This window comes from Aestuariibius insulae, assembly GCF_040783535.2.
Taxonomy (GTDB): Bacteria; Pseudomonadota; Alphaproteobacteria; order Rhodobacterales; family Rhodobacteraceae; genus Aestuariibius; species Aestuariibius insulae.
On record NZ_JBFONW020000002.1, the window covers coordinates 198,238 to 220,799 of the forward strand.

22 protein-coding genes and 1 tRNA gene are annotated in these 22,562 nt (G+C 56.7%); 10 read left to right on the top strand and 13 right to left on the bottom strand.

All coding sequences use genetic code 11. From position 1 onward, the window contains the following. Positions 1–65 precede the first annotated feature (65 nt). Positions 66–2,306, top strand: coding sequence for an ATP-binding protein (locus AAD018_RS07305; protein WP_412005226.1), 2,241 nt, complete (start codon positions 66–68; stop codon positions 2,304–2,306). A gap of 5 nt (positions 2,307–2,311) precedes the next feature. Here the strand turns inward: AAD018_RS07305 and AAD018_RS07310 are convergent, their stop codons facing one another. Further along, positions 2,312–2,926 (bottom strand): gamma-glutamyl kinase, encoded by a 615-nt coding sequence (locus AAD018_RS07310; RefSeq protein ID WP_367314839.1) that lies wholly within the window; start codon positions 2,924–2,926, stop codon positions 2,312–2,314. A gap of 192 nt (positions 2,927–3,118) precedes the next feature. Here AAD018_RS07310 and recA point away from each other — a divergent pair, with 192 nt between their 5' ends. Beyond that, the gene (gene recA / locus AAD018_RS07315; RefSeq protein ID WP_367314840.1) at positions 3,119–4,198 is read left to right on the top strand and encodes a recombinase RecA; all 1,080 of its coding nucleotides are present in this window, start codon (positions 3,119–3,121) and stop codon (positions 4,196–4,198) included. A 213-nt stretch (positions 4,199–4,411) separates the two neighbouring features. Here the strand turns inward: recA and AAD018_RS07320 are convergent, their stop codons facing one another. Then, positions 4,412–5,272, bottom strand: coding sequence for a bile acid:sodium symporter family protein (locus tag AAD018_RS07320; protein WP_367314841.1), 861 nt, complete (start codon positions 5,270–5,272; stop codon positions 4,412–4,414). Between the two features lie 129 nt (positions 5,273–5,401). Here AAD018_RS07320 and alaS point away from each other — a divergent pair, with 129 nt between their 5' ends. Continuing rightward, on the top strand, positions 5,402–8,077 hold the full coding sequence (alaS, locus tag AAD018_RS07325) for an alanine--tRNA ligase (RefSeq protein ID WP_367314842.1): 2,676 nt from the start codon (positions 5,402–5,404) through the stop codon (positions 8,075–8,077). Between the two features lie 3 nt (positions 8,078–8,080). Continuing rightward, complete coding sequence (locus tag AAD018_RS07330) at positions 8,081–8,368, top strand: DUF1330 domain-containing protein (protein WP_367314843.1); 288 nt, start codon at positions 8,081–8,083, stop codon at positions 8,366–8,368. 104 nt (positions 8,369–8,472) lie between these two features. Here AAD018_RS07330 and AAD018_RS07335 read toward each other — a convergent pair whose 3' ends face one another. The 3 genes from AAD018_RS07335 to AAD018_RS07345 all read right to left on the bottom strand — a co-directional run bounded on the left by AAD018_RS07335 (position 8,473) and on the right by AAD018_RS07345 (position 11,495). Then, positions 8,473–8,919, bottom strand: coding sequence for a hypothetical protein (locus tag AAD018_RS07335; RefSeq protein WP_367314844.1), 447 nt, complete (start codon positions 8,917–8,919; stop codon positions 8,473–8,475). 107 nt (positions 8,920–9,026) lie between these two features. After that, positions 9,027–10,844, bottom strand: coding sequence for a translational GTPase TypA (typA, locus tag AAD018_RS07340; RefSeq protein ID WP_367314845.1), 1,818 nt, complete (start codon positions 10,842–10,844; stop codon positions 9,027–9,029). 162 nt (positions 10,845–11,006) lie between these two features. Next, positions 11,007–11,495, bottom strand: a complete 489-nt coding sequence (locus tag AAD018_RS07345; RefSeq protein WP_367314846.1) for a Hint domain-containing protein — start codon at positions 11,493–11,495, stop codon at positions 11,007–11,009. A 193-nt stretch (positions 11,496–11,688) separates the two neighbouring features. Here AAD018_RS07345 and AAD018_RS07350 point away from each other — a divergent pair. Together AAD018_RS07350 and tig are read left to right on the top strand one after the other, a co-directional pair. After that, a tRNA-Leu gene (locus AAD018_RS07350) sits at positions 11,689–11,773 on the top strand. A 21-nt stretch (positions 11,774–11,794) separates the two neighbouring features. Further along, on the top strand, positions 11,795–13,135 hold the full coding sequence (tig, locus tag AAD018_RS07355) for a trigger factor (protein ID WP_367314847.1): 1,341 nt from the start codon (positions 11,795–11,797) through the stop codon (positions 13,133–13,135). Between the two features lie 614 nt (positions 13,136–13,749). On the opposite strand, the gene rplI is transcribed toward tig, so the two are convergent. The 3 genes from rplI to rpsF are packed head-to-tail and all read right to left on the bottom strand — an operon-like array spanning position 13,750 to position 15,008. Continuing rightward, positions 13,750–14,397 carry a 50S ribosomal protein L9 gene (gene rplI / locus AAD018_RS07360; protein ID WP_367314848.1) on the bottom strand — a complete coding sequence of 216 codons (648 nt, stop codon included), beginning with the start codon at positions 14,395–14,397 and terminating at the stop codon, positions 13,750–13,752. Between the two features lie 9 nt (positions 14,398–14,406). Continuing rightward, positions 14,407–14,634, bottom strand: coding sequence for a 30S ribosomal protein S18 (rpsR, locus tag AAD018_RS07365; RefSeq protein ID WP_367314849.1), 228 nt, complete (start codon positions 14,632–14,634; stop codon positions 14,407–14,409). Positions 14,635–14,648: 14 nt separating this feature from the next. Beyond that, positions 14,649–15,008, bottom strand: coding sequence for a 30S ribosomal protein S6 (gene rpsF / locus AAD018_RS07370; protein ID WP_367314850.1), 360 nt, complete (start codon positions 15,006–15,008; stop codon positions 14,649–14,651). 282 nt (positions 15,009–15,290) lie between these two features. On the opposite strand from rpsF, the gene AAD018_RS07375 reads away from it, so the two are divergent. From AAD018_RS07375 to AAD018_RS07385, 3 genes are all read left to right on the top strand, one after another. After that, positions 15,291–15,920, top strand: coding sequence for a hypothetical protein (locus AAD018_RS07375; RefSeq protein ID WP_367314851.1), 630 nt, complete (start codon positions 15,291–15,293; stop codon positions 15,918–15,920). A gap of 237 nt (positions 15,921–16,157) precedes the next feature. Then, positions 16,158–16,499, top strand: coding sequence for a hypothetical protein (locus tag AAD018_RS07380; RefSeq protein WP_367314852.1), 342 nt, complete (start codon positions 16,158–16,160; stop codon positions 16,497–16,499). A gap of 166 nt (positions 16,500–16,665) precedes the next feature. Continuing rightward, positions 16,666–17,256: a YceI family protein gene (locus AAD018_RS07385; RefSeq protein ID WP_367314853.1), complete on the top strand. Its 591-nt coding sequence runs from the start codon at positions 16,666–16,668 to the stop codon at positions 17,254–17,256. A gap of 59 nt (positions 17,257–17,315) precedes the next feature. Here AAD018_RS07385 and AAD018_RS07390 read toward each other — a convergent pair whose 3' ends face one another. From AAD018_RS07390 to AAD018_RS07405, 4 genes are all read right to left on the bottom strand, one after another. Further along, positions 17,316–18,542, bottom strand: coding sequence for a cytochrome b/b6 domain-containing protein (locus tag AAD018_RS07390; RefSeq protein ID WP_367314854.1), 1,227 nt, complete (start codon positions 18,540–18,542; stop codon positions 17,316–17,318). An 84-nt stretch (positions 18,543–18,626) separates the two neighbouring features. Next, positions 18,627–19,418 carry a metal ABC transporter permease gene (locus AAD018_RS07395; protein ID WP_367315206.1) on the bottom strand — a complete coding sequence of 264 codons (792 nt, stop codon included), beginning with the start codon at positions 19,416–19,418 and terminating at the stop codon, positions 18,627–18,629. Between the two features lies 1 nt (position 19,419). Next, on the bottom strand, positions 19,420–20,142 hold the full coding sequence (locus tag AAD018_RS07400; protein ID WP_367314855.1) for a metal ABC transporter ATP-binding protein: 723 nt from the start codon (positions 20,140–20,142) through the stop codon (positions 19,420–19,422). Between the two features lie 2 nt (positions 20,143–20,144). Continuing rightward, entirely contained in the window at positions 20,145–20,609 is a 465-nt protein-coding gene (locus AAD018_RS07405) for a Fur family transcriptional regulator (protein WP_367314856.1), read from the bottom strand. Between the two features lie 67 nt (positions 20,610–20,676). Between AAD018_RS07405 and AAD018_RS07410 the strand changes: the two genes are divergently transcribed. After that, complete coding sequence (locus AAD018_RS07410; RefSeq protein WP_367314857.1) at positions 20,677–21,552, top strand: zinc ABC transporter substrate-binding protein; 876 nt, start codon at positions 20,677–20,679, stop codon at positions 21,550–21,552. A 3-nt stretch (positions 21,553–21,555) separates the two neighbouring features. On the opposite strand, the gene AAD018_RS07415 is transcribed toward AAD018_RS07410, so the two are convergent. Then, complete coding sequence (locus AAD018_RS07415) at positions 21,556–22,470, bottom strand: mechanosensitive ion channel family protein (RefSeq protein WP_412005212.1); 915 nt, start codon at positions 22,468–22,470, stop codon at positions 21,556–21,558. Positions 22,471–22,562: the final 92 nt, after the last annotated feature.

Genomic DNA, 22,562 nt, shown 5'->3' on the forward strand with positions numbered 1-22,562 from the left:
AGTGGAGTGCCCCCGTGTCCCAAGATCTTTCTTCTATTGCTGGTCAGACGAATTCGCGTAACTCGATGGTATCGTTTGCCCTAGCTGCCGGGATCACCCTTCTGCTGGGAGCTGTCCTTATGTCGGATCCCGCGGCGGCACTTACGTTGATTGGTGTCGGGGCATTGACCTGCTTTCTTGGCCTCTGGTTTCTCCTCCGAGATCGGAGAAACAAGTTACGGCAGAAGGATCTAGTTACCTCCGCCGCGCAGATCGCCGAGGCCGATCCAGCTCCGTGTATCGTCACTGATGCGCATACGACGGTCGTCTATCGAAACGCGGCAGCGCAGATGCTTTTCGGCGCTGAGGGCCAGAAAACGCTACTCGACGCGTTCAGTTCCTTTTTCGCAGATCCAGCAGCCAGCCTGTTCCAGTTGCAAAGCCGAGCGCGAGCCGATGGCAATGCCGTCGAAGAAATCATGACGCAGGACGGGTCTGCACGGTTGAGTGTCCACCGTGCAGGGGAGGCCGGTTTACTCTGGCGCTTAACAGATTCGCGACAGTTGTCCCGTACCGCACAGGAAGAGGGAGCTCTGCCGGCGCTCCGTCTTAATTCGGCAGGCGATATCATCCATGTGAATGCAGCGATGAAGAGTCGTTTCCCAAACCCTACGTATAGTCCTAATCGTGTTTTTGCGGACATGCCGCTGGCGCATGGGCGGTTGAACGCGATCCGGACACCAAGCGGACATGTCCCTTGTGTTATCGCCTTAAATGATCGGGATGATGGAGGACAGGACGTCCATATCATCGAAGTCTCTAAGTCCGATAGCGGGCCATCCGATTGGGCGGGGATAGAAGCGTTGCCCGTGCCGCTTCTGAAGTTGGATACGACAGGTCTGGTTCTTGCATCGAACCGGGAGGCCCGAACTCTCCTGCGTAGCGAGATATCTTCGGGCATGCGGTTTTCCGATCTGGTCGAGGGCCTCGGTCGTCCATTGCAAGACTGGGTGGAGCAGGCAGCTCGCGGACAGGGTGCGAACCAGACGGAATTTCTGCGGGCAAGCTGCGACGAAGCGGAAACCTTCGTCCAGGTGGCATTGAGCCCTATGGTTGAGCTAGGCGAAACGGTTCTTATCGCCGTTATGAAAGACGTAACCGAGCTAAAGACGCTAGAGGCACAGTTCGTTCAGAGTCAAAAGATGCAAGCGATCGGCCAGCTTGCGGGTGGCGTGGCACATGATTTCAACAATCTTCTGACTGCGATTTCAGGACATTGCGATCTTCTTCTGTTGCGTCACGATCAGGGCGACCCAGACTACGGCGACCTCATCCAGATCAATCAAAATGCCAACCGAGCAGCAAGCCTCGTGGGGCAGCTCTTGGCATTCTCTCGCAAACAGAACTTGCGGCTCGAGGTTCTGGATATCCGCGACACGATGTCGGATCTGACACATCTTCTCAACAGGCTGGTGGGGGAGCGGATTAGGCTCTCGCTCAGCCATGACCCTGGGCTCCAGCCGATCCGTGCTGACAAAAGGCAATTGGAGCAGGTCATGATGAACCTTGTTGTCAACGCGCGGGACGCGATGGCAAATGGTGGTGAGATCCGCATTGAGACCGAGAGTGTAACCCTCGCAACACCTCTCGAACGAGATCGCGCGATTGTTCCGGTTGGGAACTATGTCGCGGTGAAAGTTCATGATGAAGGCACCGGGATAGCGCCCGAGAAATTGCCGAAGATCTTCGAGCCCTTCTACACCACGAAAAGAGTAGGAGAGGGGACTGGGCTTGGCCTGTCGACGGTCTACGGCATTGTGAAGCAAACCGGTGGATTTATCTTTGTGGATTCCCCTGCGGGCGGAGGAACAACCTTCACTATGCTCTTGCCGGCCTATGATAAGCCTGCGCCGAAGAGTAATCCCGCGCCGGAACTCACGCTGCCTCCTATGGGTATGGCGACTGATGGTGTCGTATTATTAGTTGAGGATGAGGCGCCCGTTCGGGCCTTTGCCTCCCGCGCGCTGCGAATGCGCGGCTATACCGTGCTTGAGGCTGATTGCGCGGAAACGGCATTGGAGATGTTGTCGGATCCAGAGCTGCGTGTCGACGTCTTTGTCAGCGATGTAATAATGCCCGGCCTTGATGGACCCAGTTGGGTGCGGGAAGCACTGAAGACACGCCCCAGAACGCGAGTTGTTTTTGTATCTGGTTACGCAGAAGACGCGTTTAGCGATGCCAATGAGGCAATTCCACACTCAGTCTTCTTGCCAAAACCGTTCTCGCTCAACGATCTGACGGTTACGGTAGAACAGCAGCTCTGCTGAATTGCCTACTCTTCGTCAGAGGAGAGACCTGCAGTTTCCCAGGTCGTGAACTCCTCTGGCCTGGCCCGACGAAGCTCCGCCTCCACCTCAGTTGAGAGCGAGAGGTCCAACTTGGGGGACACATTCTTGATCGGCAGCTCGATCTCTGTGTCTAAGCGGCGTTTCAGGAAGGACAGGAAGCGAGATTGGTCCTCGTACTGGAAAAGAAATGTCACGCCGACTTCATCTTCGCTATTTCGTACGAATTGATATTGTGATCCGACCTGTGCGAAAGGCTTTCGATCCTCTGTTTTAGCGTATTCAAGAACAAATTCATCGAAGCTGATTCCTCGAGTACTGTTTTTCTTGCCTACGAGATCATCTCGATAGCGATAGCGATACCAGCTGCTCAGCCAGTCCACCGGATGACGGATTACAGCTGCTGTCTCCATTGTTTTGCCACCCGCCTGTTTGAAGTAGGGATGGAGGAACCGCTGGTAGCGATAGAATGGTGCATGTTTGAGATGGGGCGGGTTCGTGACCATCATCGTCACATGCTTTCGCAACCCGGACATCAGCGCCGTTGATCCGGTCTTTGGGACCGCAAGAAGAACAAGGTTTTGTTCCCAAAAAACAAGCATTTGGCGAAGTCTCCTTCACAGAGGGTGGATCTACTAGCTCCAGGTAAGAAGTCTTTAACCAAAAGCTCGGAAACTGGAAGGCGTGGATTTTCGCTTGATATGATCTTCTTTTGTTCTCATAAGCAGCAGAACAAGAGCAGAACAAACCAGCGATTGTCGGTCCACCGACAGCGTGAAATAAGGAAACAGGACATGGCAGTAGCGGACCTCCTTCAAATGACGGACAAAAAGAGCGCGGACAAGCAAAAGGCGTTGGATTCCGCACTTGCACAGATCGAGCGGCAGTTCGGCAAAGGCTCGATCATGAAGCTCGGCGACGGCAACGCCATTCAGGAGATTGAAGCGACGTCCACAGGATCGCTCGGTCTCGATATTGCTTTGGGGATTGGCGGTGTTCCGAAGGGGCGGATCGTCGAAATCTATGGTCCTGAATCGTCAGGCAAGACGACACTGACCCTGCATTGTGTTGCTGAGGAACAAAAGAAGGGCGGTGTTTGCGCATTTGTGGATGCAGAGCATGCGTTGGATCCGCAATATGCGCGTAAGCTCGGTGTCAATCTTGATGAACTGCTGATTTCTCAGCCTGACACGGGTGAACAGGCGCTCGAAATCGTCGATACTCTCGTGCGGTCCGGTGCGGTCAGCATGATTGTCGTCGACTCGGTCGCTGCGCTGACCCCGAAATCCGAGCTTGAAGGCGATATGGGCGATAGCAGCGTGGGTGTTCATGCCCGCCTGATGAGCCAGGCCATGCGCAAACTGACCGGGTCGATCCACCGCACGAATTGCACCGTTGTGTTCATCAACCAGATTCGGATGAAGATTGGCGTCATGTTCGGTAGCCCGGAGACAACGACAGGTGGAAATGCGCTGAAATTCTATAGCTCGGTGCGTCTGGATATTCGCCGGATCGGGGCCCTCAAGGATCGTGACGAGGTGGTCGGCAACGCGACGCGTGTAAAGGTCGTCAAGAACAAGGTGGCGCCGCCTTTCAAGCAGGTCGAATTCGACATCATGTACGGCGAAGGCATTTCGAAGATGGGCGAATTGCTCGATCTTGGGGTTAAAGCCGGTGTCGTCGAGAAGTCGGGAGCTTGGTTCAGCTATGGTGATGAGCGGATCGGGCAGGGGCGAGAGAACGCCAAGACATTCTTAAAAGAGAATAGTCAGATTGCGCTGGCGATCGAAGATAAGATCCGCGCAGCTCATGGGCTGGATTTCGACGTGCCGCCAGGTGAGCGAAATGAGGATGACGCCCTAATCGAGGGTTAACCGATTGGAGATGGCCAACTCCCGAAAGGGCCGACGCAAACTGACAAGGATGCGGAGAATATTGCCGGAAGGGGCGGCCGACGGGCTGCCTCTTTCTAGTTTTACGACGCGGGATTGGGCAATCGATGATCTGGCTGGTTTAGGGAACGTTCAGCTCAACGCGCGATCGAGGAGCGACGCATCTCGAGCGTCGACCAAGCCTTCAGCGGCGTCCTAGTCCATCCGGCGATAGACGAGAATGACCGGGACGATGATGAGATACATCACAATACCATAAACGGCAGACGGAAGTGCGTAAGCACTGAACCCGGCCTCTTCGCCTATGAGAAGGCTCGCGATAGCGATACCAAGAGTGCCATTCTGAACCCCGGTCTCGATCGAGATCGTCTTCGCCTCGGTTTTCGTTCGCCCCGCAAATCGGGGAAGAGCGAATCCGATTGCCGTGAGAAGCGTAAGGAGAAGCACAAGGACGGGTCCAAGACGAGGAATGTTCGCGACAAAGAGCGACCAGCTTGCGGCAAGTGCCGAAGAGATGATCAGAACGAAGAGAATCGTGGCGGCCCGCGCCAGATAAGGTTCCGCTTTAACAATCTGCGTTGGAGCAATGTGGCGCGCACTCAGACCGAGCAGAACCGGAACGACGGTCAATGCAAACATCGTGAGCGCCGTTGCCGCGATGTTCACCGGCGGCGCATCGGCCCCCATGAATGTCGAGAGCGCAAAGGCAAGAATGAGCGGGACCGTCACCACGCTGGCTAAGCTGATAACAGCGGTGAGTGAGACCGAAAGGGCGACATCGCCTTTGGCCAGCCGGGTAATGATGTTGCTGGTCACTCCTCCGGGGCAAGCCGACAGGATCATGACACCTACGGCCAGCTCGTCGGTGAGAACGAAAAGACGAATGCAGAAAAACGCAATCAGCGGCAGCAGGATCATCTGATTGAGCCCGCCGACAAAAAAGGCGCCAGGCCTTTGGCTGACCCGGACAAAGTCACCGACAGTCAGCCCCACGCCAAGCGAAAACATGATGAAGGCAAGGCCAAGGGGCAGACCGACCGAGATCAAAATGTCCAACGGAGTTCCTTTCTTGTAGGAATGACTTACCTGGTTTGACGGGCTGCCCGTCCTGCCGCCTTTACGAAAGGCCTGGGGGTGGCTATTCCGTGCAAGCTCATTTTTTCCATTTCGTGCGAGACCGTCCATATGCCGTCGCTGAACGATATCCGTAGCACATTTCTAGGCTATTTCGAGGCGCAGGATCACGCGGTGGTTCCCTCTTCTCCGCTTGTGCCGCGCAACGATCCCACATTGATGTTCGCAAATTCGGGCATGGTGCAGTTCAAAAATCTATTCACCGGCGCCGAGACACGGGATTACAAACGTGCGACGACCTCGCAGAAATGCGTGCGTGCGGGCGGCAAGCACAATGACCTCGACAATGTGGGCTACACGGCGCGGCATCTGACATTCTTTGAGATGCTCGGGAATTTCTCATTTGGGGATTACTTCAAGGAAACCGCTATTCCCTATGCTTGGGAGGTCTTAACTAAGGAGCTTGAAATCCCGGCAGAAAAGCTGCTGGTGACCGTCTATCATACTGACGACGAAGCGGCGGATCTTTGGAAGAAGGTGGCGGGTCTTCCGGACGATCGGATTATCCGGATCGCAACAGACGATAATTTCTGGATGATGGGTCCAACGGGGCCGTGTGGGCCGTCATCCGAGATCTTCTTTGACCATGGCGATCAAATCTGGGGCGGCCCTCCAGGATCAAGAGAGGAGGATGGCGACCGCTTTATCGAGATCTGGAACCTCGTTTTCATGCAATACGAGCAGTTCGAGGACGGCAGCCGAACCGAGTTGCCCAATCAGTCGATCGATACGGGGATGGGACTCGAGCGCATCTCGTCGCTCTTGCAGGGAACGAACAACGTTTTCGAAACCGATCTGATGCGAGCGTTAGTCGACGCCTCGGCCCATGCCACAAGCACGGATATCAGCGAGGCGTATATCAGCCATCATCGGGTGATAGCGGATCATCTGCGCTCTACATCATTTTTGCTTGCCGAAGGTGTCATGCCGTCCAATGAGGGACGTGGCTATGTCCTGCGTCGCATCATGCGTCGGGCGATGCGCCATGCGCATCTGCTTGGAGCGGCTGACCCGCTCATGCATCGCTTGGTGCCGGACCTTGTCCGACTCATGGGGGCCGCCTATCCAGAACTGGGGCAGGCGCAAACGGTCATCGAAGAAACGCTCAAGGCAGAAGAAACGCGATTTCGCCAGACGCTCGAGCGCGGCTTGAGGTTGCTGGAAGACGAATTGAGCGACTTGCCGGACGGGGCGACCTTGCCGGGTGCGGCGGCGTTCAAGCTTTATGATACCTACGGGTTTCCTTTGGATCTGACGCAGGATGCGCTGCGCGAGCAGGGGCGCGAGGTCGATGTGGAGGGGTTCGAGACGGCGATGGCCGCGCAGAAAGCGCAGGCGCGGGCCGGATGGAAGGGCACGGGCGCGGCTGCGGATGAAAGCGTGTGGTTCGATGTGCGTGATGCCGCGGGCCCGACGGAATTTCTGGGCTATCAGACGCTGACTGCCGAGGCTGTGGTGCAGGCGCTCGTCAAGGATGGTGCGCAGGTCGAGAGCGCGGGCGCGGGCAAGACGGTGGCCATCGTCGTCAACCAGACGCCGTTTTACGCCGAAGCGGGCGGTCAGGTTGGCGATACCGGCCTAATGACGAGCGGGTCGGGTGTGGCCGTGCAGATTGCGGATGTGCAGAACCATGCGAATGGGGTGTTCGTGCATCACGGCAAGGTCGGGGGCGCCCTCTCTGTGGGCGATACGGTGACGCTGACGGTTGATAGCGCGCGCCGGGCGGATGTCTGCGGCACCCATTCGGCGACGCATCTGCTGAACGAGGCGCTGCGGCGGCAGCTTGGGGATCATGTGGCGCAGCGGGGGTCGCTAAACGCGCCGGACAGGCTGCGGTTCGATTTCAGCCATGGAACGGCGTTGACGCTGGGCGAGATCGCAGAGGTCGAGACCGAGGTGAATGCGATGATCCGGCAGAACACGCCGGTCGAGACGCGGCTGATGACCCCGGACGAGGCGCGCGATCTTGGGGCGCAGGCGCTCTTTGGCGAGAAATATGGCGATGAGGTTCGGGTCGTGTCGATGGGCACGCTTGGCGGCTCTGACAAGGGCGTGGACGGCCAGAGCTATTCGATCGAGCTGTGCGGGGGCACGCATGTCGGGCGGACGGGCGAGATCGGGCTTTTCGTAATGCTGGGCGATAGCGCGTCGTCCTCGGGCGTTCGGCGCGTGGAGGCGCTGACCGGGGAGGCGGCGCGCGTTTACCTGGCCGATCAGGACCGGCGGCTGGCCGAGACCGCGCTGGCGCTGAAGGCGCAGGCCAGCGACGTGCCGGAGCGGGTGAAAACGTTGCTCGATGAGCGCAAGGCGTTGACGTCCGAGGTTGCACAACTGCGGCGGCAGCTTGCAATGTCAGGCGGCGCTGTCGAAGCGCCTGCACCGAAGGATATCGGAGGTGTCTCCTTCCGCGGGCAGGTTATGGATGGCGTAACAGGAAAAGACCTGCCTGCCCTCGTGGATGAATACAAAGCACAGATCGGCTCGGGTGCGGTTCTGCTGATCGCCGATAGCGGTGGAAAAGCTGCCGTCGCCGCCGGTGTGACGTCGGATCTGACCGGGCAGCTTTCGGCGGTGGACCTGGTGCGCGCGGCCGTTGCCGAGCTGGGCGGAAAGGGCGGCGGCGGGCGCCCGGATCTGGCGCAGGGAGGTGGCAAGGATGTCAGCCGGTCGGCTGAAGCGATCGCGGCGGCAGAGCGGATCGTCGCTGGGGAAGCTGTGGAGGGCTAAGAAATGGCGGCGTTATGGATCGCGCGGGTCGATGTGACCGATGCGGACACCTACAGGAAATATATAAAGGTTGCATCGGAGGTGATCCCCGACCACGGCGGGACGTTCATTGCACGCGGCGGACGGGTAGAGCAGCTTGAAGGGCAGGGCCGCGCGCGCAATGTCGTGGCGCGGTTCCCATCGGTCGAGGCGGCAATGGCCGCCTATAACGATCCACGGTATCAAGAAGCGCTCGGATGGGCGCGGGCGGCGTCGGAGCGCGAGATTGTGGTGGTCGAGACCGACGACTGAGGGACGGCAGGGACGACGCTCGTGGGCGATGCCCGCATCGCCCCGCCCACCGTCCTCTAAAGCGAGGGCGCTCTGGCCGCAGAGGTGCCGCCAGAGCGTTGAGTTTAGGCGCTGATCGTCTGGGCCGCGAGGTGAGTGCGGTAGAAGATCACGATGTTCCGGATCTGGAAATCATCATAGCGATCGCTTGTGTTGGAGTCGCGCCAGCCGGGAGCCGTTATCTCAAGCGTGTTGCGTCCGTTGATGACGCGGCTGGCCGGAACGATAAGGCTTTGGTGGAGCCAGAAATGGTTCTCTCCATCACTTCCCTTGCTGCGGAGATGGAAGCGGTCGATCTCTCCGACTTTGCGATTGTTTATCTCGACAACCGGGTTCTCGGTTGCAACGACCAGACCGCGTACCTCGAAATGCAGGATGCAAGGCTGATTGGTCTGGATGTCATGCATATTAAAGGGAATCTCGCGCTCTTCGCGGTCGCCGGCAGGGGCGCCGTCGCCGATCAGAAGAGGGGTTTCGCGGATGATCTGAAAGTCTTGAACAAAAGAAGCCATTGGGTTTCTCCACTGGTACAAACGCGTCCAACATCGGACGTGGAGAGACTTTGGCTCTTCTCGTTGCGGTCGAATAGTCCGGAATACCGGACTACCTTAGATGTAGTTTAGCTTGCAGCTCGCGCGGCACGCTTGCGCTCATGCGGATCAAGATGGCGCTTGCGCAGGCGGATCGCATTCGGCGTGACCTCGACAAGTTCATCATCGTCGATATAGGCGATGGCCTGTTCCAGGCTCATTGTGATCGGCGTGGTCAAACGAACGGCCTCGTCCGTGCCCGAGGCGCGGACATTGGTCAGCTTCTTGCCTTTGAGCGGGTTTACCTCGAGATCGTTGTCGCGGCTATGCTCGCCGATGATCATTCCGGTATAGATTGGCTCTTGCGCGCCGATGAACATCTTACCGCGATCTTCAAGATTCCAAAGCGCATAGGCGACCGAAGTGCCATTCTCCATCGAGATCAGAACACCCTGGCGACGGCCGGGAATTGAACCCTTATGCGGCGCCCAGTCGTGGAAGACACGGTTCAACACGCCGGAGCCACGCGTATCGGTCAGGAATTCGCCGTGATAGCCGATCAGGCCGCGTGAGGGGACATGGGCAATGATGCGGGTCTTACCGCCTTGCTGCTTCATCTCCACCAGATCCCCCTTGCGGGGACCGGTGAGCTTTTCAATTACCGCACCGGAATATTCGTCGTCGACGTCGATCGTAACTTCCTCGATCGGTTCGAGCTGGGCGCCGTTTTCTTCCCGGAACAGGACCTGAGGGCGTGAGATCGAGAGCTCGAAGCCTTCGCGGCGCATATTTTCGATCAGAACGCCCATCTGAAGCTCGCCGCGGCCCGCGACTTCGAAGGCCTCGCCGCCGGGTGTGTCGGTGACCTTGATGGCAACGTTCGACTCCGCCTCTTTCATCAGGCGTTCGCGAATGACGCGGGACTGAACCTTCTTGCCGTCGCGACCCGCGAGCGGGCTGTCATTGATACCGAAGCTGACGGTAATGGTCGGCGGATCGATGGGCTGGGCGGGGAGCGGCACGTCGATAGATGGATCGCAGATTGTGTCAGCAACCGTCGCCTTGGTCATGCCCGCAAGAGAGACGATGTCTCCGGCCTGCGCTTCGTCGATAGGGGTTTGGGCAAGACCGCGGAAGGCCAGGATCTTGGTCACGCGGAACTGTTCGATCTTGTCCCCGGTGCGTGACAGAGCCTTTACGGTCGCCCCTGCCTTGAGCGTTCCACTTTCTACACGCCCCGTCAGCAGGCGACCGATGAAGGGATCAGAACCGAGGGTTGTGGCCAGCATTCGGAAAGGTTCATTCTGAGCGGCTTGCTGGCGGGGCGCAGGGATGTGGGCCACGATTAGATCGAACAGCGCGGTCAGGTCCTTACGCGGACCCTCAAGACTGTCATCGGCCCAGCCCGCACGTCCCGACGCGTAGAGTGTCGGAAAATCAAGTTGGTCGTCATCAGCGCCAAGATTGGCGAAAAGGTCAAAAACTTCATCCAGCGCACGGTCCGGTTCGGCATCTGGCTTGTCGACCTTGTTGAGCACGACGATCGGACGCAGGCCGAGGGCGAGGGCCTTCGAGGTTACGAACTTGGTTTGTGGCATCGGACCTTCGGCTGCATCAACCAGCAAGACCACGCCGTCAACCATGGAGAGGATACGCTCCACCTCGCCGCCGAAATCGGCGTGACCGGGTGTGTCGACGATATTTATGCGCGTGCCGTTCCATTCGACCGATGTCGCCTTTGCGAGAATGGTAATGCCGCGTTCGCGTTCGAGATCATTACTGTCCATAGCGCGCTCGGCCACAGCCTGATTCTCGCGGAAGGCCCCGGACTGCTTGAGAAGTTCGTCGACAAGGGTGGTTTTGCCGTGGTCGACATGAGCAATAATCGCAACGTTGCGGAGATCCATGGGGCGCCTTGATAATCGGAAAAAAGAGGAGAGTTGGCGGCCTCCTATCGCGCTGCGATGCAGAAAGCTAGAGGGAGCGCATCGCGACGTTACGATGCGTCAAGACTGAGGAAGGTGGGAAGGTCGACATCGCCTCGGTCGAGGCGATGTCGCGTGTATAAGTTAGGCGACCGACGGAGCCGTTACCTCAAGACCGTCCGCATAAATGATCTCATCTGCGGTGAAGCGGAGGTTGAACATACGCCAGCGCATGGGTGACAGCTTGCGGATCTGTTCGCCGTCGGCGATCCGACTGGCGCAAATCGTCGTGTCTTGCGTCCCAAAGAGCGCTTTGGTTCGCCAGTCGCCCAGACTGATCCTGGCATCGGCCGCCAAAAGAATGTCGCCTTCGGGCTTGCCCTTGCCAAGTGCCTCGTTCGACACGGCGAGCGCGGGCTTTTCGATCTCGGTCACCTCGATGTCGACCAGCGTGGCGGTGCCGCCGTCAAGGGTTAGGATACGATCGCCGGGGGCCAAATCCTCGACGGGAATCGCCCCGTCGACAGTGAGCACGATGGCTCCTTCAAGAAGACCGTCTTCGAGTTTCGTTTCTGCACCGCTGGGGAAGGGCGCGTTTTGACTGCTTTGGAGCCTGTCCGTTTTCGGATTCATGGCGTTTCCTGTCTACTGCCTACGACTTTCACTTTATTAGAGATCTGGTCAGGATTGAGGCCTCTGGATGAGGAAGTTTTGAAGTGAGTCTTTTCTGCCATTCCCACCGAAAAGACACTCGCATCCGGCAGTCTGCTTTGTTAGATACCCCGCAATTCGGGCTTGCCCTGTTGGGGCTGGCCTCTAGCGACATGCGGATGTGGCGGAATTGGTAGACGCACCAGATTTAGGTTCTGGCGCCTCACGGCGTGGGGGTTCGAGTCCCTTCATCCGCACCAAGACAACGAAAAGGAACAAAGATGCAGGTCACCGAGACCCTCAATGACGGCCTCAAGCGCGGCTATGCGATCACCGTGACCGCAGGCGAGCTCGACGCGAAAGTGAATGAAAAGCTGGAAGAGGCCCAGCCGACGATCGAGATGAAGGGGTTTCGGAAGGGTAAGGTGCCTATGGCGCTGCTGAAAAAGCAGTTCGGCCAGCGTCTGATGGGCGAGGCGATGCAGGAGAGCATCGATGGCGCCATGTCCAAGCATTTCGAGGATAGCGGCGATCGCCCTGCGATGCAGCCGAAGGTCGAGATGACCAATGAAGACTGGAAGGAGGGCGACGATGTCGAGGTCGCCCTGTCTTATGAGGCGCTTCCCGATGTTCCGGAGCTGGATTTCTCGGATATCGAGATCGAGCGCATGGTTGTGAAGGCTGATGACACTTCCTTAGACGAGGCACTCGCGAATCTGGCCGAGACGGCACAGAACTTCGAGGCTCGTAAGAAGGGCTCTAAAGCCAAGGATGGCGATCAGGTTGTAATCGACTTTGTCGGGAAGAAGGACGGTGAGCCTTTTGAGGGCGGAACTGCTGAGGACTATCCCCTCGTGCTTGGATCAAATTCATTCATTCCCGGCTTCGAGGAACAGCTTATCGGCTTGAAAACAGGCGAGGAGAAGGCGGTCGAGCTCTCGTTTCCCGAGGATTACCAAGCTGCCGACCTCGCCGGGCAGGCGGTCGTGTTCGACGTAACCGTAAAAGAGGTCAAGGCGCCTAAAGCTGCCGAAATCAACGATGAGTTGGCCAAGCAGTTCGGCGCAGAGGATTTGGTCTCGCTCAAGGCGCAGATCTCGGAGCGGCTTGAAGCTGAGTACCAAGGCGCGGCGCGAGCCGTATCCAAACGTAAACTGCTCGATGTGCTTGACGAGAAGGTTTCGTTCGAGCTTCCGCCGTCACTCGTTGATGCCGAAGCTGGACAGATCGCGCATCAGCTGTGGCATGAGGAGAATCCCGAAGTCGAAGGGCACGACCATCCGGAGATCGAAGCGACCGACGAACACAAAGAGCTGGCAGAGCGCCGCGTGAAGCTGGGACTTTTCCTTGCCGATGTAGGGCAGAAGGCCAAGGTGGAAGTATCCGACGCCGAGATGACGCAAGCGGTGATGAACCAAGCGCGTCAATATCCCGGTCAGGAGCGTCAGTTCTTCGAATTTGTTCAGAACAATCCGCAAATGCAACAGCAGCTTCGTGCACCACTTTTCGAGGACAAGGTGGTGGACCATATCTTTGAGGGAGCAAAAGTGACGGAGAAGGAAGTCTCGAAAGAGGACCTTCAGAAAGCTGTCGAGGAGATGGAAGCAGAAGACGAGGCGTAAGCCTTTCCCTTCTTGCGATTTGAAAGGCCGCCTGTCTGGGCGGCCTTTTCTTTTACGATAACTCTGTGGACGCGAGGGTAGGGGCACCCCGCATGGTGTCACGCCATGCAGTTTGTTCAAAGCAAGAGGGCGCTGTGGAACTTCGCTCGAAGGGTGCGAATGCATTTTTCCAACTGCACTAGGTAGATGCGACTTGGCCCTGATTTTCTTGGATCAAACGGACCTTTGACGCTCTTTCGTCAGAATTTGCCATTCGATTGACGGAGTATTCACGCGCAATCCCGCTCATCCTAGGTTAATGTTTACGTATGGTCAGGAGAGTTTAACGGCCATCGGTAGGATCGGATGAGTGGGTAGGCGAATTAGTAGCCTAGTATGGTGCTACCGCAGTGTTTACGGAACGGTAACGGTTTTTTGGAAGGTAACGATTTTAGCGTGTTCGGCCACTGTTACGGCCAAACAAGCGGCGCATGTTGAATGGTGATTGGGTGATCCCTTGCGGACTATCTGGTATGAGTGCGCGCCGTCTTTTTAAGAGTATGCGAGTATTCTGTCGCAAAAAAAGGCGCGCCTTGTTGGCGCGCCTTTTCGTTTTCTAACAGAGTGTTAGGAGGTTAATCCTCGAGTTTCTCATCGAGTTCTGACTTCTCAAGAACAGCGGGCTGGTCCGTCTGCTGTTCGACCTCGGTCTCAAGCTCATCAAGCTGGGCTGCTCCGATATCGTCAAAAAGCTGCTCGATCTCGAATTCCGCAGCGGCTTCCTCTTCGGCGGCCAGCTCCTGGATCGATTTGCCCTGCGCTTGAAGCTCGGCTTCTTCGGCAGAACGGGCAACGTTCAGCTTGATCGTCGCATCAACCTCGGGGTGAAGGTTCACGAGAACATCGTGAATGCCAAGCTCCTTGATCGGAGCGTTCAGGGCGACCTGCTTACGATCGACAGAAAAGCCCGCTTCGGTCGCGGCATCGGCCGCGTCCCGGGTTGAAACGGAGCCATAGAGCGCGCCGCTGTCCGAGGCAGAGCGGATCACGATGAACGTCTCACCATCGAGCTTGGCGGCGAGGCTTTCGGCTTCTTTCTTGGTCTCGAGGTTGGTCGCCTCAAGTTGGGCCTTGTCGCTCTCAAAGCGCTTGATGTTCGCCTCGTTGGCACGAAGAGCCTTGCCCTGCGGCAGAAGAAAGTTGCGTGCGTAGCCTTCCTTGACAGTGACGACTTCGCCCATCTGGCCAAGCTTGGCGACGCGTTCGAGTAGGATGATATCCATGATCTGTCCTTACTTTACAGCGTATGGCAGCAAGGCGAGGAACCGGGCGCGCTTGATGGCCTGGGCGAGCCTGCGCTGGTTCTTGGCGCCAACGGCGGTGATGCGGGAGGGCACGATTTTGCCGCGCTCCGAGATGTAGCGCTGCAGAAGCTTCGTGTCCTTATAGTCGATCGTCGGAGCGTTATCGCCCTCGAACGGGTCGGACTTACGGCGGCGGAAGAAAGGTTTCGTAGCCATCTGTTCAGTCTCCCTTAGCGGTCACGGTCGCGGCGGCGGCTGTCACGCTCGTCACGCTTTTGCATCTGGATCGAGGGGCCTTCGTCATGTTCGTCGACCTTAATCGTCAGAACACGCATAACATCGTCATGCAGGCGCATCAGACGCTCCATCTCCTGAACGGCGGGCGCCGGCGCGTCCGATCGCAGGAAGGCGTAGTGCCCTTTGCGGTTCTTGTTGATCTTGTAGGCCATCGTCTTGACGCCCCAGTATTCATTTTCGACGACCTTGCCGCCGTTATCCGCGAGGACGGTCCCGAAATGTTCAATGAGGCCTTCAGCTTGCGTGTTGGACAAATCCTGACGCGCAATGAAGACATGCTCGTAAAGAGGCATGAGCAGTGTTCCGTTTTTCAAGCGCATTTCAAAGGGTCGGGGATGATAACTTCCGCTCCCGAACCCACGAGAGACTGCGCAGCAAAGAAATCTCGCGGAAGAAGATGCGCTTATAGCCAAGATCGCGAAGCGCGCAACCCCGTCGTGACTTTGCCCCTCCTGTGGCGATGCGGTCCCGAAAGAGGCCCCTTAATACCTCGCAGCCGTCATGTTTCCGCCACCGTAAACTCCGACCTCTGTTGCCACGGTGTATGAAGAACGACCCATCAAGGAGCGGAAGCCATGACTGCCCTGCCTGCATTCGGAAATCCCGAACAGACCATCAATATGACACCAGACCCGGCTGTCATGTCAGGGTTCACGGTCTTGGAAAAGGAGTGGGGCTATACCATCCGCTCAATTGATGCCGCTCCTGTCGTCGCCCATATCGTACAGTCCATCGCTTCACTCATAGGGCTTAGTCTGGCCGTTGCAGCTATCGGACTTTGGACAGTACCCGGTTCCGCTCTTGGTGCGGAGATGGCGGTTATGAAGGTCGGGGCTTCCCTGATGCTGGCATCCATCGCGGCATTCCTCTTTTACTTCGCCACGCGCGGATCTCTGCCCGAACTTCAGATCGACGTCGTGAATTCCGAAATCCGCGAAGTTCTACGGACGAAACGAGGGAGCTCAACAGTTGCAGATCGCTACGGGTTTTGCGCGATGAGCCAAGTCTTTATTGACCGCTCCGAACGGCGGGATGGTCAAGTGCGGCTGTTAATGCGGTATCGGAACACGAACCAGACGCTTCTCGTTGCGTCGGGCCAGGAATATCACCTCGCAGAATTGCGCGATCGGATTGGTGCGGACCTCATGGGCGGCTGGGCCCGGGCCCGTAAAGCTGAACGCGCGCAGCTGCGAGTAGCCGCTTAAAGGCGGGATCTCCGGATCGTTCCGTGGGGAAGCGGAACAGGTTCGTGAGACGTCCTCTCCGCTTTGCTCACGCAAGCGGGGAGGATTGTCGTTTTAAGGGCAGCTTTCCTTTGAGCTAGGCGCGTTTTCGCCCAACTGCGCTATATCGCTAGAGAATAGATTTCTGACATCTTTTGTCAGACAATACAGATCCCATCTATAAAGTATTGCAACTCATTAGAGAAGGATCTCATCACCATGCACCTCCGTCTCGTTTCAACTCTTGCACTGTGTTCTCTGCCAATCGCCACTTTTGCCGCGAGCGACATCACCTCGATCGAGGATGTAAAGCGAGGGCAGACTGTGACGGTCCAAGGCACAGTTGACCGTGTCATGGATACTGATGAGTTTCGGATCCGGGACTCCACTGGCAGTCTGCGGGTCTATGTCGGCCCCAACTGGGTTCCCGCTGACGTCGGAGAGCAGGTGACGGTTACAGGCATTATGGACGATGATCTTCTGCCGCGTCCGGAACTTTACGCCCGCGAAATCACTGTTGGCGACGAACCTCCGATCACAATTGAGCATCGCTACGAATAAAGCGTAAGGCGAGCTGCCCGGTTTGAAGCCCTGAAGCCGGGCAGACATCGGCAGAGCGGTGTGCTTTGACGAACATGTTATGCGCGCATCCGGGGGTTTGCCTTGTCAGAGAATTGACCGACATCACATCTATGACATTGCCCCAGCTTCCTGAAAGGAGTTCTTCATGATCCGCACCGCTTTGGCTGCCGCCGCTACGCTGGTATTCACGTCACCCGCCTTTGCTGAGCCCGAGGCCTACACACTCGACTCGAGCCATAGTCAGGTTGTTTTCAGCTACAACCATCTCGGTTTCTCGACGACCTACGGCATGTTCTCAGGTTTCGAGGGCGAAATCATGTTCGATGAGGAAAATCCCGAGAACTCAAGCGTCAACGTTTCGATGCCGGTGACGATGATGTTCACAGGATGGGAGCAGCGCGACCAACACTTTATGAGCGAGGATTTCTTTAACGCCTCGGCTCAAGCGGAAAGCGGAAATGATATGGTCTCTTTCGAGAGCACATCGATTACTGTGACCGGCGACGACACTGCTGACATCACTGGTAACCTGACGATGAACGGGATCACGAACGAGGTCGTTCTGGCCACGACACTCAACAAAGCGGATGTGAACCCGATGGCCGAAAAGCCTTGGCTCGGCTTTGATGCGACGACGACGTTGAGCCGCGAAGCCTTTGGCGTTGGTGCGTTTGCCCCTGCTGTCAGTGATGAGGTCGAAGTGATTATCTCACTTGAGGCGGAAAAAGCCGAGTAACCCATCCATCTTTTGAAATCGAAGAAGCCGTCTTATCGCGAGGCGGCTTTTTCTTTGGCTCAGGTAGCGCCGCGTTGCGCTGTCAGTGTGATGACAACTGGAACTTCATACCCGGGATCAGGATCATCTCCGCCTATACTGAACTCACGTCGGTCAAGCGTTAGAGAGCCTTCCATCTGCGCGGTGTCGCCATCGATTATCAATGTGAAGGGCAGGGAGGTTGGTATCTCGCTTCCTTTCAGGGTCAACGTCCCGTTGGCAAGATAGGCGTTGTCTGTCTCGGCCGGGGAAATATCAGCTCTAAAGGTGGCTTCTGGATGCGCCTGAGCGTCGAAATAGGATGGCCCCATTGCCTGATCTGTCACGGATCCAAGGGATAGGGAGGAGATGTCGATATCGACCTCAACCGTTCCGCTTCCAGTCGTTTCGTCGAAGTCAATCTCGGCCGACCATTCGCCGAACTGTCCTTCGACCGGAGATCCGAATTGCTGGACGGTTATGTTGATCGCGCCGCCTTGTACTTGCCAGTTGCCTTGTCCATTGGTGCGTGATGCTTCGCTGGGTGTCGCGACTGCGCTGACAGGTGCGGCTTCGACTCTATAAAGCCCCATTCCTGCGCCAACGCCGAGCGCGATGAGATAGACCGCGACAGCGGCTAGACCGGTACTACGCCTCGATATGTGACGGGATAGAGATAGATCAGGCACCTCGATTTTTCCGAACCACATCCGGCGCAGCGTTGCGTCCTTGTCGATGAAGTGATGCTTCAGAGCCCCTGCGATGTGGAGAAAAAGGGCGATCACCAAGACCCTCTCAAAGATGATGTGAAGGTTGCCTGCAATCTCCTTGACGGCGGTGGATTGCGGAACAAGCGGAAGCCCTTGGCCAGCGGGCCACCAAATCGGAGCAAAACCGGCGGAGGCCGCGTGGCTAACCCAGCCTGCCAACGGGACAAGAATGAGAGAAGCGTAGAGAAGCCAATGAACTGTTCCGGCAAGAAAGGTTTCGACCTTTCGCTCGGAATGGAGCGGGGCTGGTTTGGTCTGTGTCAACGTCCACAGAATTCGTAAAATTGCGAGCGCGAGTAACGTAACGCCAAGTGTTTTATGGAGCGAAAACCAAAACGCAGCTTGACGACCGTAGGCCGCTGGATCGGTCTCGGCGGCATGGGCCAGCCGATTGGCAAAGATGCCCAATGGGATCAGCGTAAAAATCAGCAGCATGACCGACCAATGAAAGAGCTTCGAGATGCTGCCATAGCGGTCTTCAGTATTATTGAGTGGCATGACGAGATCTCCGGTAGCTGTTTCCCGCGCTAGCCTAGTCCGCTGACGCAAGGACGCAAAGGCTCCCTAGCGCAAGCGCCGTGTTCATTTCTGTGAAAGGCGCGCCATGAGGGCTGTTAGAATGAAGCAAATCAAGGCTGTGCAGACTATTGTGGGGCCTGCCGGAAAATTCTGAATTGCCGCAATCTGGAGGCCTCCGACAATAGAGACAAGCCCGATTGCAAAAGCGCCCAAAACCATCTGCTCTGGCGTTTTGACGAGGGGCCGCGCAGCTGCGGCAGGTATGACGAGAAGTGCCCCGATCAGCAGGACACCAATCACCTCGATCGAGATCGCAATGACTACAGCAAGCGCGAAGGTCAGACCCATCTGTTCTCTTTCCGGACGAAGTCCCGACGCCCTGGCCAGATCAGGATCAAGGGTCGCGGTCAAAAGTGCATTCCAGCGCCAAACGAAGAAAGGAAGAACCAAAGCCGCGCCTATCCAGATCAACGCCAGATCGAAACGCGAAACAGTAAGAATATCGCCGAATAGAAGCGCCTCGAGATCAATGCGACGGCCAGGCAGAAGCGTGGTGGCGATTATTCCTGCGGCAAGCGCGCCATGAGCGAAAACCCCAAGAACTGTATCCGAAGCGATTGTGCGTCCTGAAAAGACGGTAAGCGCCATAGCGATTGCAAGAGCGGTCAACAACGCGCCCCAGGCGGGGCTGACCTGAAGAGCAACGGCGATTGCAATGCCAAGCATGGCGGAATGGGCCGTCGCATCGCTGAAATAAGCCATTCGACGCCAGACGACAAAGCAGCCAAGCGGCGCGGCGACAAGCGCTGTGCCAATCCCTGCGAGGAAGGCGCGGATTAGAAAGTCATCGAGCATCCTAGTGTTGGGAATGGTCGTGAAAATGATCATGATCGTGACGATAGAGAGCTAAAGCACCACCGGTGCCGCTGCCGAAAAGCGCTCTGTACTCTGGCGCAGATGCCACGGCATCAGGTTGCCCCTCGCAGCAGACATGCCCATTCAAACAAATCACGCGATCTGAGGCGCTCATCACGACATGGAGTTCGTGGCTCACAAGTAAGACGGCGCATCCAATCTCTTGCCGCAGGCTTTCGATCCGACGGTAAAATGCAGCAGATCCCGGTTGATCGAGGCCGGTTGTGGGCTCGTCCAGAAGTAGGAGTTGCGGACGGCCTAGGAGCGCGCGCGCGAGCAAAACACGCTGAAGTTGCCCTCCGGAAAGTTCGGAAAGGGCGCGATTCTGAAGACCATCTGCGCCCGACTGAGAAAGAACTTCCTTTATTGTCCCGGCATCATGACGACGAGGCAAGGACAAAAACCGCGCAACGGTGATGGGGAGAGCCGGATCGACATGAAGACCTTGCGGAACATAGCCAGTACGAAGATTGGATGCCCGTCGAATGCTCCCTTGCGTCAAAGGTTGCGATCCAATCAATGCGCGTAGGAGTGTTGTTTTCCCAGAACCATTCGGACCAACGATAGTAACGATCTCACGTTCGCTGATCGACATGCTCACATCTTTCAACACAATGCGCGCGCCATGACGGATCGTGATATTTTCAGCGGCAATGATGCTCATGGTTAAGACGTCCGGCACTTAGGGCAGAGGCCAGTCGCTTCTATGACGGTCTTCTTGATATCGAAACCCGTCCCTTCAGCAATTCCGACTACTCCTGGCGGAACAGTAGTCTCCGCCACATGATCGCAATCTGTACAGATTAAGAAGGCAGGGTCGTGCCGTTTATCGGGGGACGGACACGCGATATAGGCATTCAGGCGCTCGACTCTATGTGCCAGTCCATGGCGTGTCAGAAAGTCCAACGCCCGATAAGCTGTAGGTGGCTTGGCGGAAAGGCCATCTTTCGTGAGTTGTTCGAGGATCTCGTAGGCCCCAAGCGCTCTATGCTCGGTCAGTAGAATCTCGAACACTCGCCGCCGGATAGGAGTGAGCCAAATATCTTTCTTCAAACAAAGATGTTCAGCCACCGTAAGCCCCGATGCAATACAATTGCGATGATCGTGTTCTACAAAACTGAGTTGCGACATTTGGCTTGCCCGGTCGGGAACGAGAAGATACGGACGCTATGTTATATCATAACATGGAGCAAGTCTGATGAACCGGTTGGGTCTAATTTTGTGTGCGTTTGCGGGGAATGCAGCCGCGGATACTCCACGAATCGTTACGGATATCGCACCGGTTCAATCCCTTGTGGCTATGGTTACAAATGGGGTTACAACACCGGAACTATTGCTAGAAGGATCGCAGGACGTTCATCACGCCGCGCTCACACCCGCTCAGGCAAATGCCTTGCAAGATGCAGATCTGGTATTCTGGATCGGGCCGGACCTTACACCGTGGCTGTCTGACGCGCTGACAAATGTCGCCTCTAACGCCACTGTTCGAAGCCTCGGGGGACGCGAGGGAGATCTCGTCCTCGAGAGCCGGACCCATCATGGAGACCACGATCATTCACATGAAGGAGTAGATCCTCACGGTTGGCTTGATCCAGCAAATGCCATCTCTTGGCTTAACACGATCACGGAAGAGCTTTCGTCGTTAGATCCCGAGAATGCTGAAATCTATCAAACGAACCTCGAGCGTGCCAAAAGCCGGATTACTGAGGTCGATGCAGAAGTACAGGTCATGATCGGAGCATCTGACTTAAAGATCATGGTCGGCCACGACAATCTTCAGTACTTTGAAAATGCGTATGGTCTCTCTTTTGCAGGCGGTTTGAGCGATAGCGAAGACATCGCACCAACATCCGATGAAATTCGCGAGCTGCGCGAGGCCGCCGCAAGAGACGATGTTGCTTGTCTGCTAGTCGACCAGGAAACATCGATGGCCATGGTTGAGACGGTTACAGAAGGCACTGACCTAAAGATCGTGACTGTGGATCCAATCGGAAGAACGCTTACCCCCGGACTAGATCTCTATGCAGATCTTCTCGTTTCTGTGGGCGAAAGCGTTGCCGCGTGCATGGAATAGATCTCATTCGGCAGCTTGCGGCATCTGCTCACCCGGCGCGGTTCGGATGGGAAGAGGCTCTTTAAACGTGAGCGTTCGGTAAGGGAACGGAATTTCAATTCCGGCATCATCGAGCGCTCGTTTTACGGCAGAAACGACTGCGTCGCGGCTCTGGCGGATATCAAGCGGGGTAGATCCAGTCCACCAGGTCACCTCAAAATTGATAGAGGACGCGCCGAACTCCTGTGCGAAGATTTGGACATCCTTGATATCATCGCGAACACTATCCACAGCTTTCACGGCATCTTCGATAATCGTGCGAGCCTTATCCACGTCTTCACCGTAGGCGACACCGCAGATGACGGTCGTACGGCGCAATTCGCCAGCCGTCAGGATGGTGACCGGGTTCTTGAAGAACATCGAGTTGGGAGCGACAACAACCTGACCGTCCGTCTGGCGCACATGGGTTTCGCGTATGGTGATATCCTCGACCTGGCCTTCAAAGCCTTCGCAATCAATGAAGTCCCCCTTCGAGAATGGCTCGCGGATCAAAAGCATGAGGCCGGCAAAGAAATTCTCAAGCGTGTCCTTCGCCGCAAAAGCGATGGCGAGGCCGCCGACCCCTGCGGCCGTAAAGATCTTGCCTACAGTGATGGTCGGGAACGCGATGGTTGCTGCGATAAGGACCCCGAAGAGCCAAATCGCTACAGTTGCAACCATGACAGCGACGTCGATCAGGGCGCGGCGGAACCGGGCGCGTGCCATCAAACGCGGTATCGCCCATCGAACCAGCTTTGCGATGAGCCAGACAACGATCAAAAAGATCAGGGCCATCACGATTTGAGGCAGGACCTTCCAAAAACCTGTAACGTAGCCTTCAAGTTGGGTACGCATAGGGCCAGGAAGAAAAGCCCAGATTTGATCGAAAAAGTCGGTCATCGTTACTCCTTGTCAGGAGCAAGTCAGATCGGCCGCCTTGGGTTCCCAAGGCCGCCGGTCTCTTTCATTCATGGTTAGAGCGCGAAGTCAGC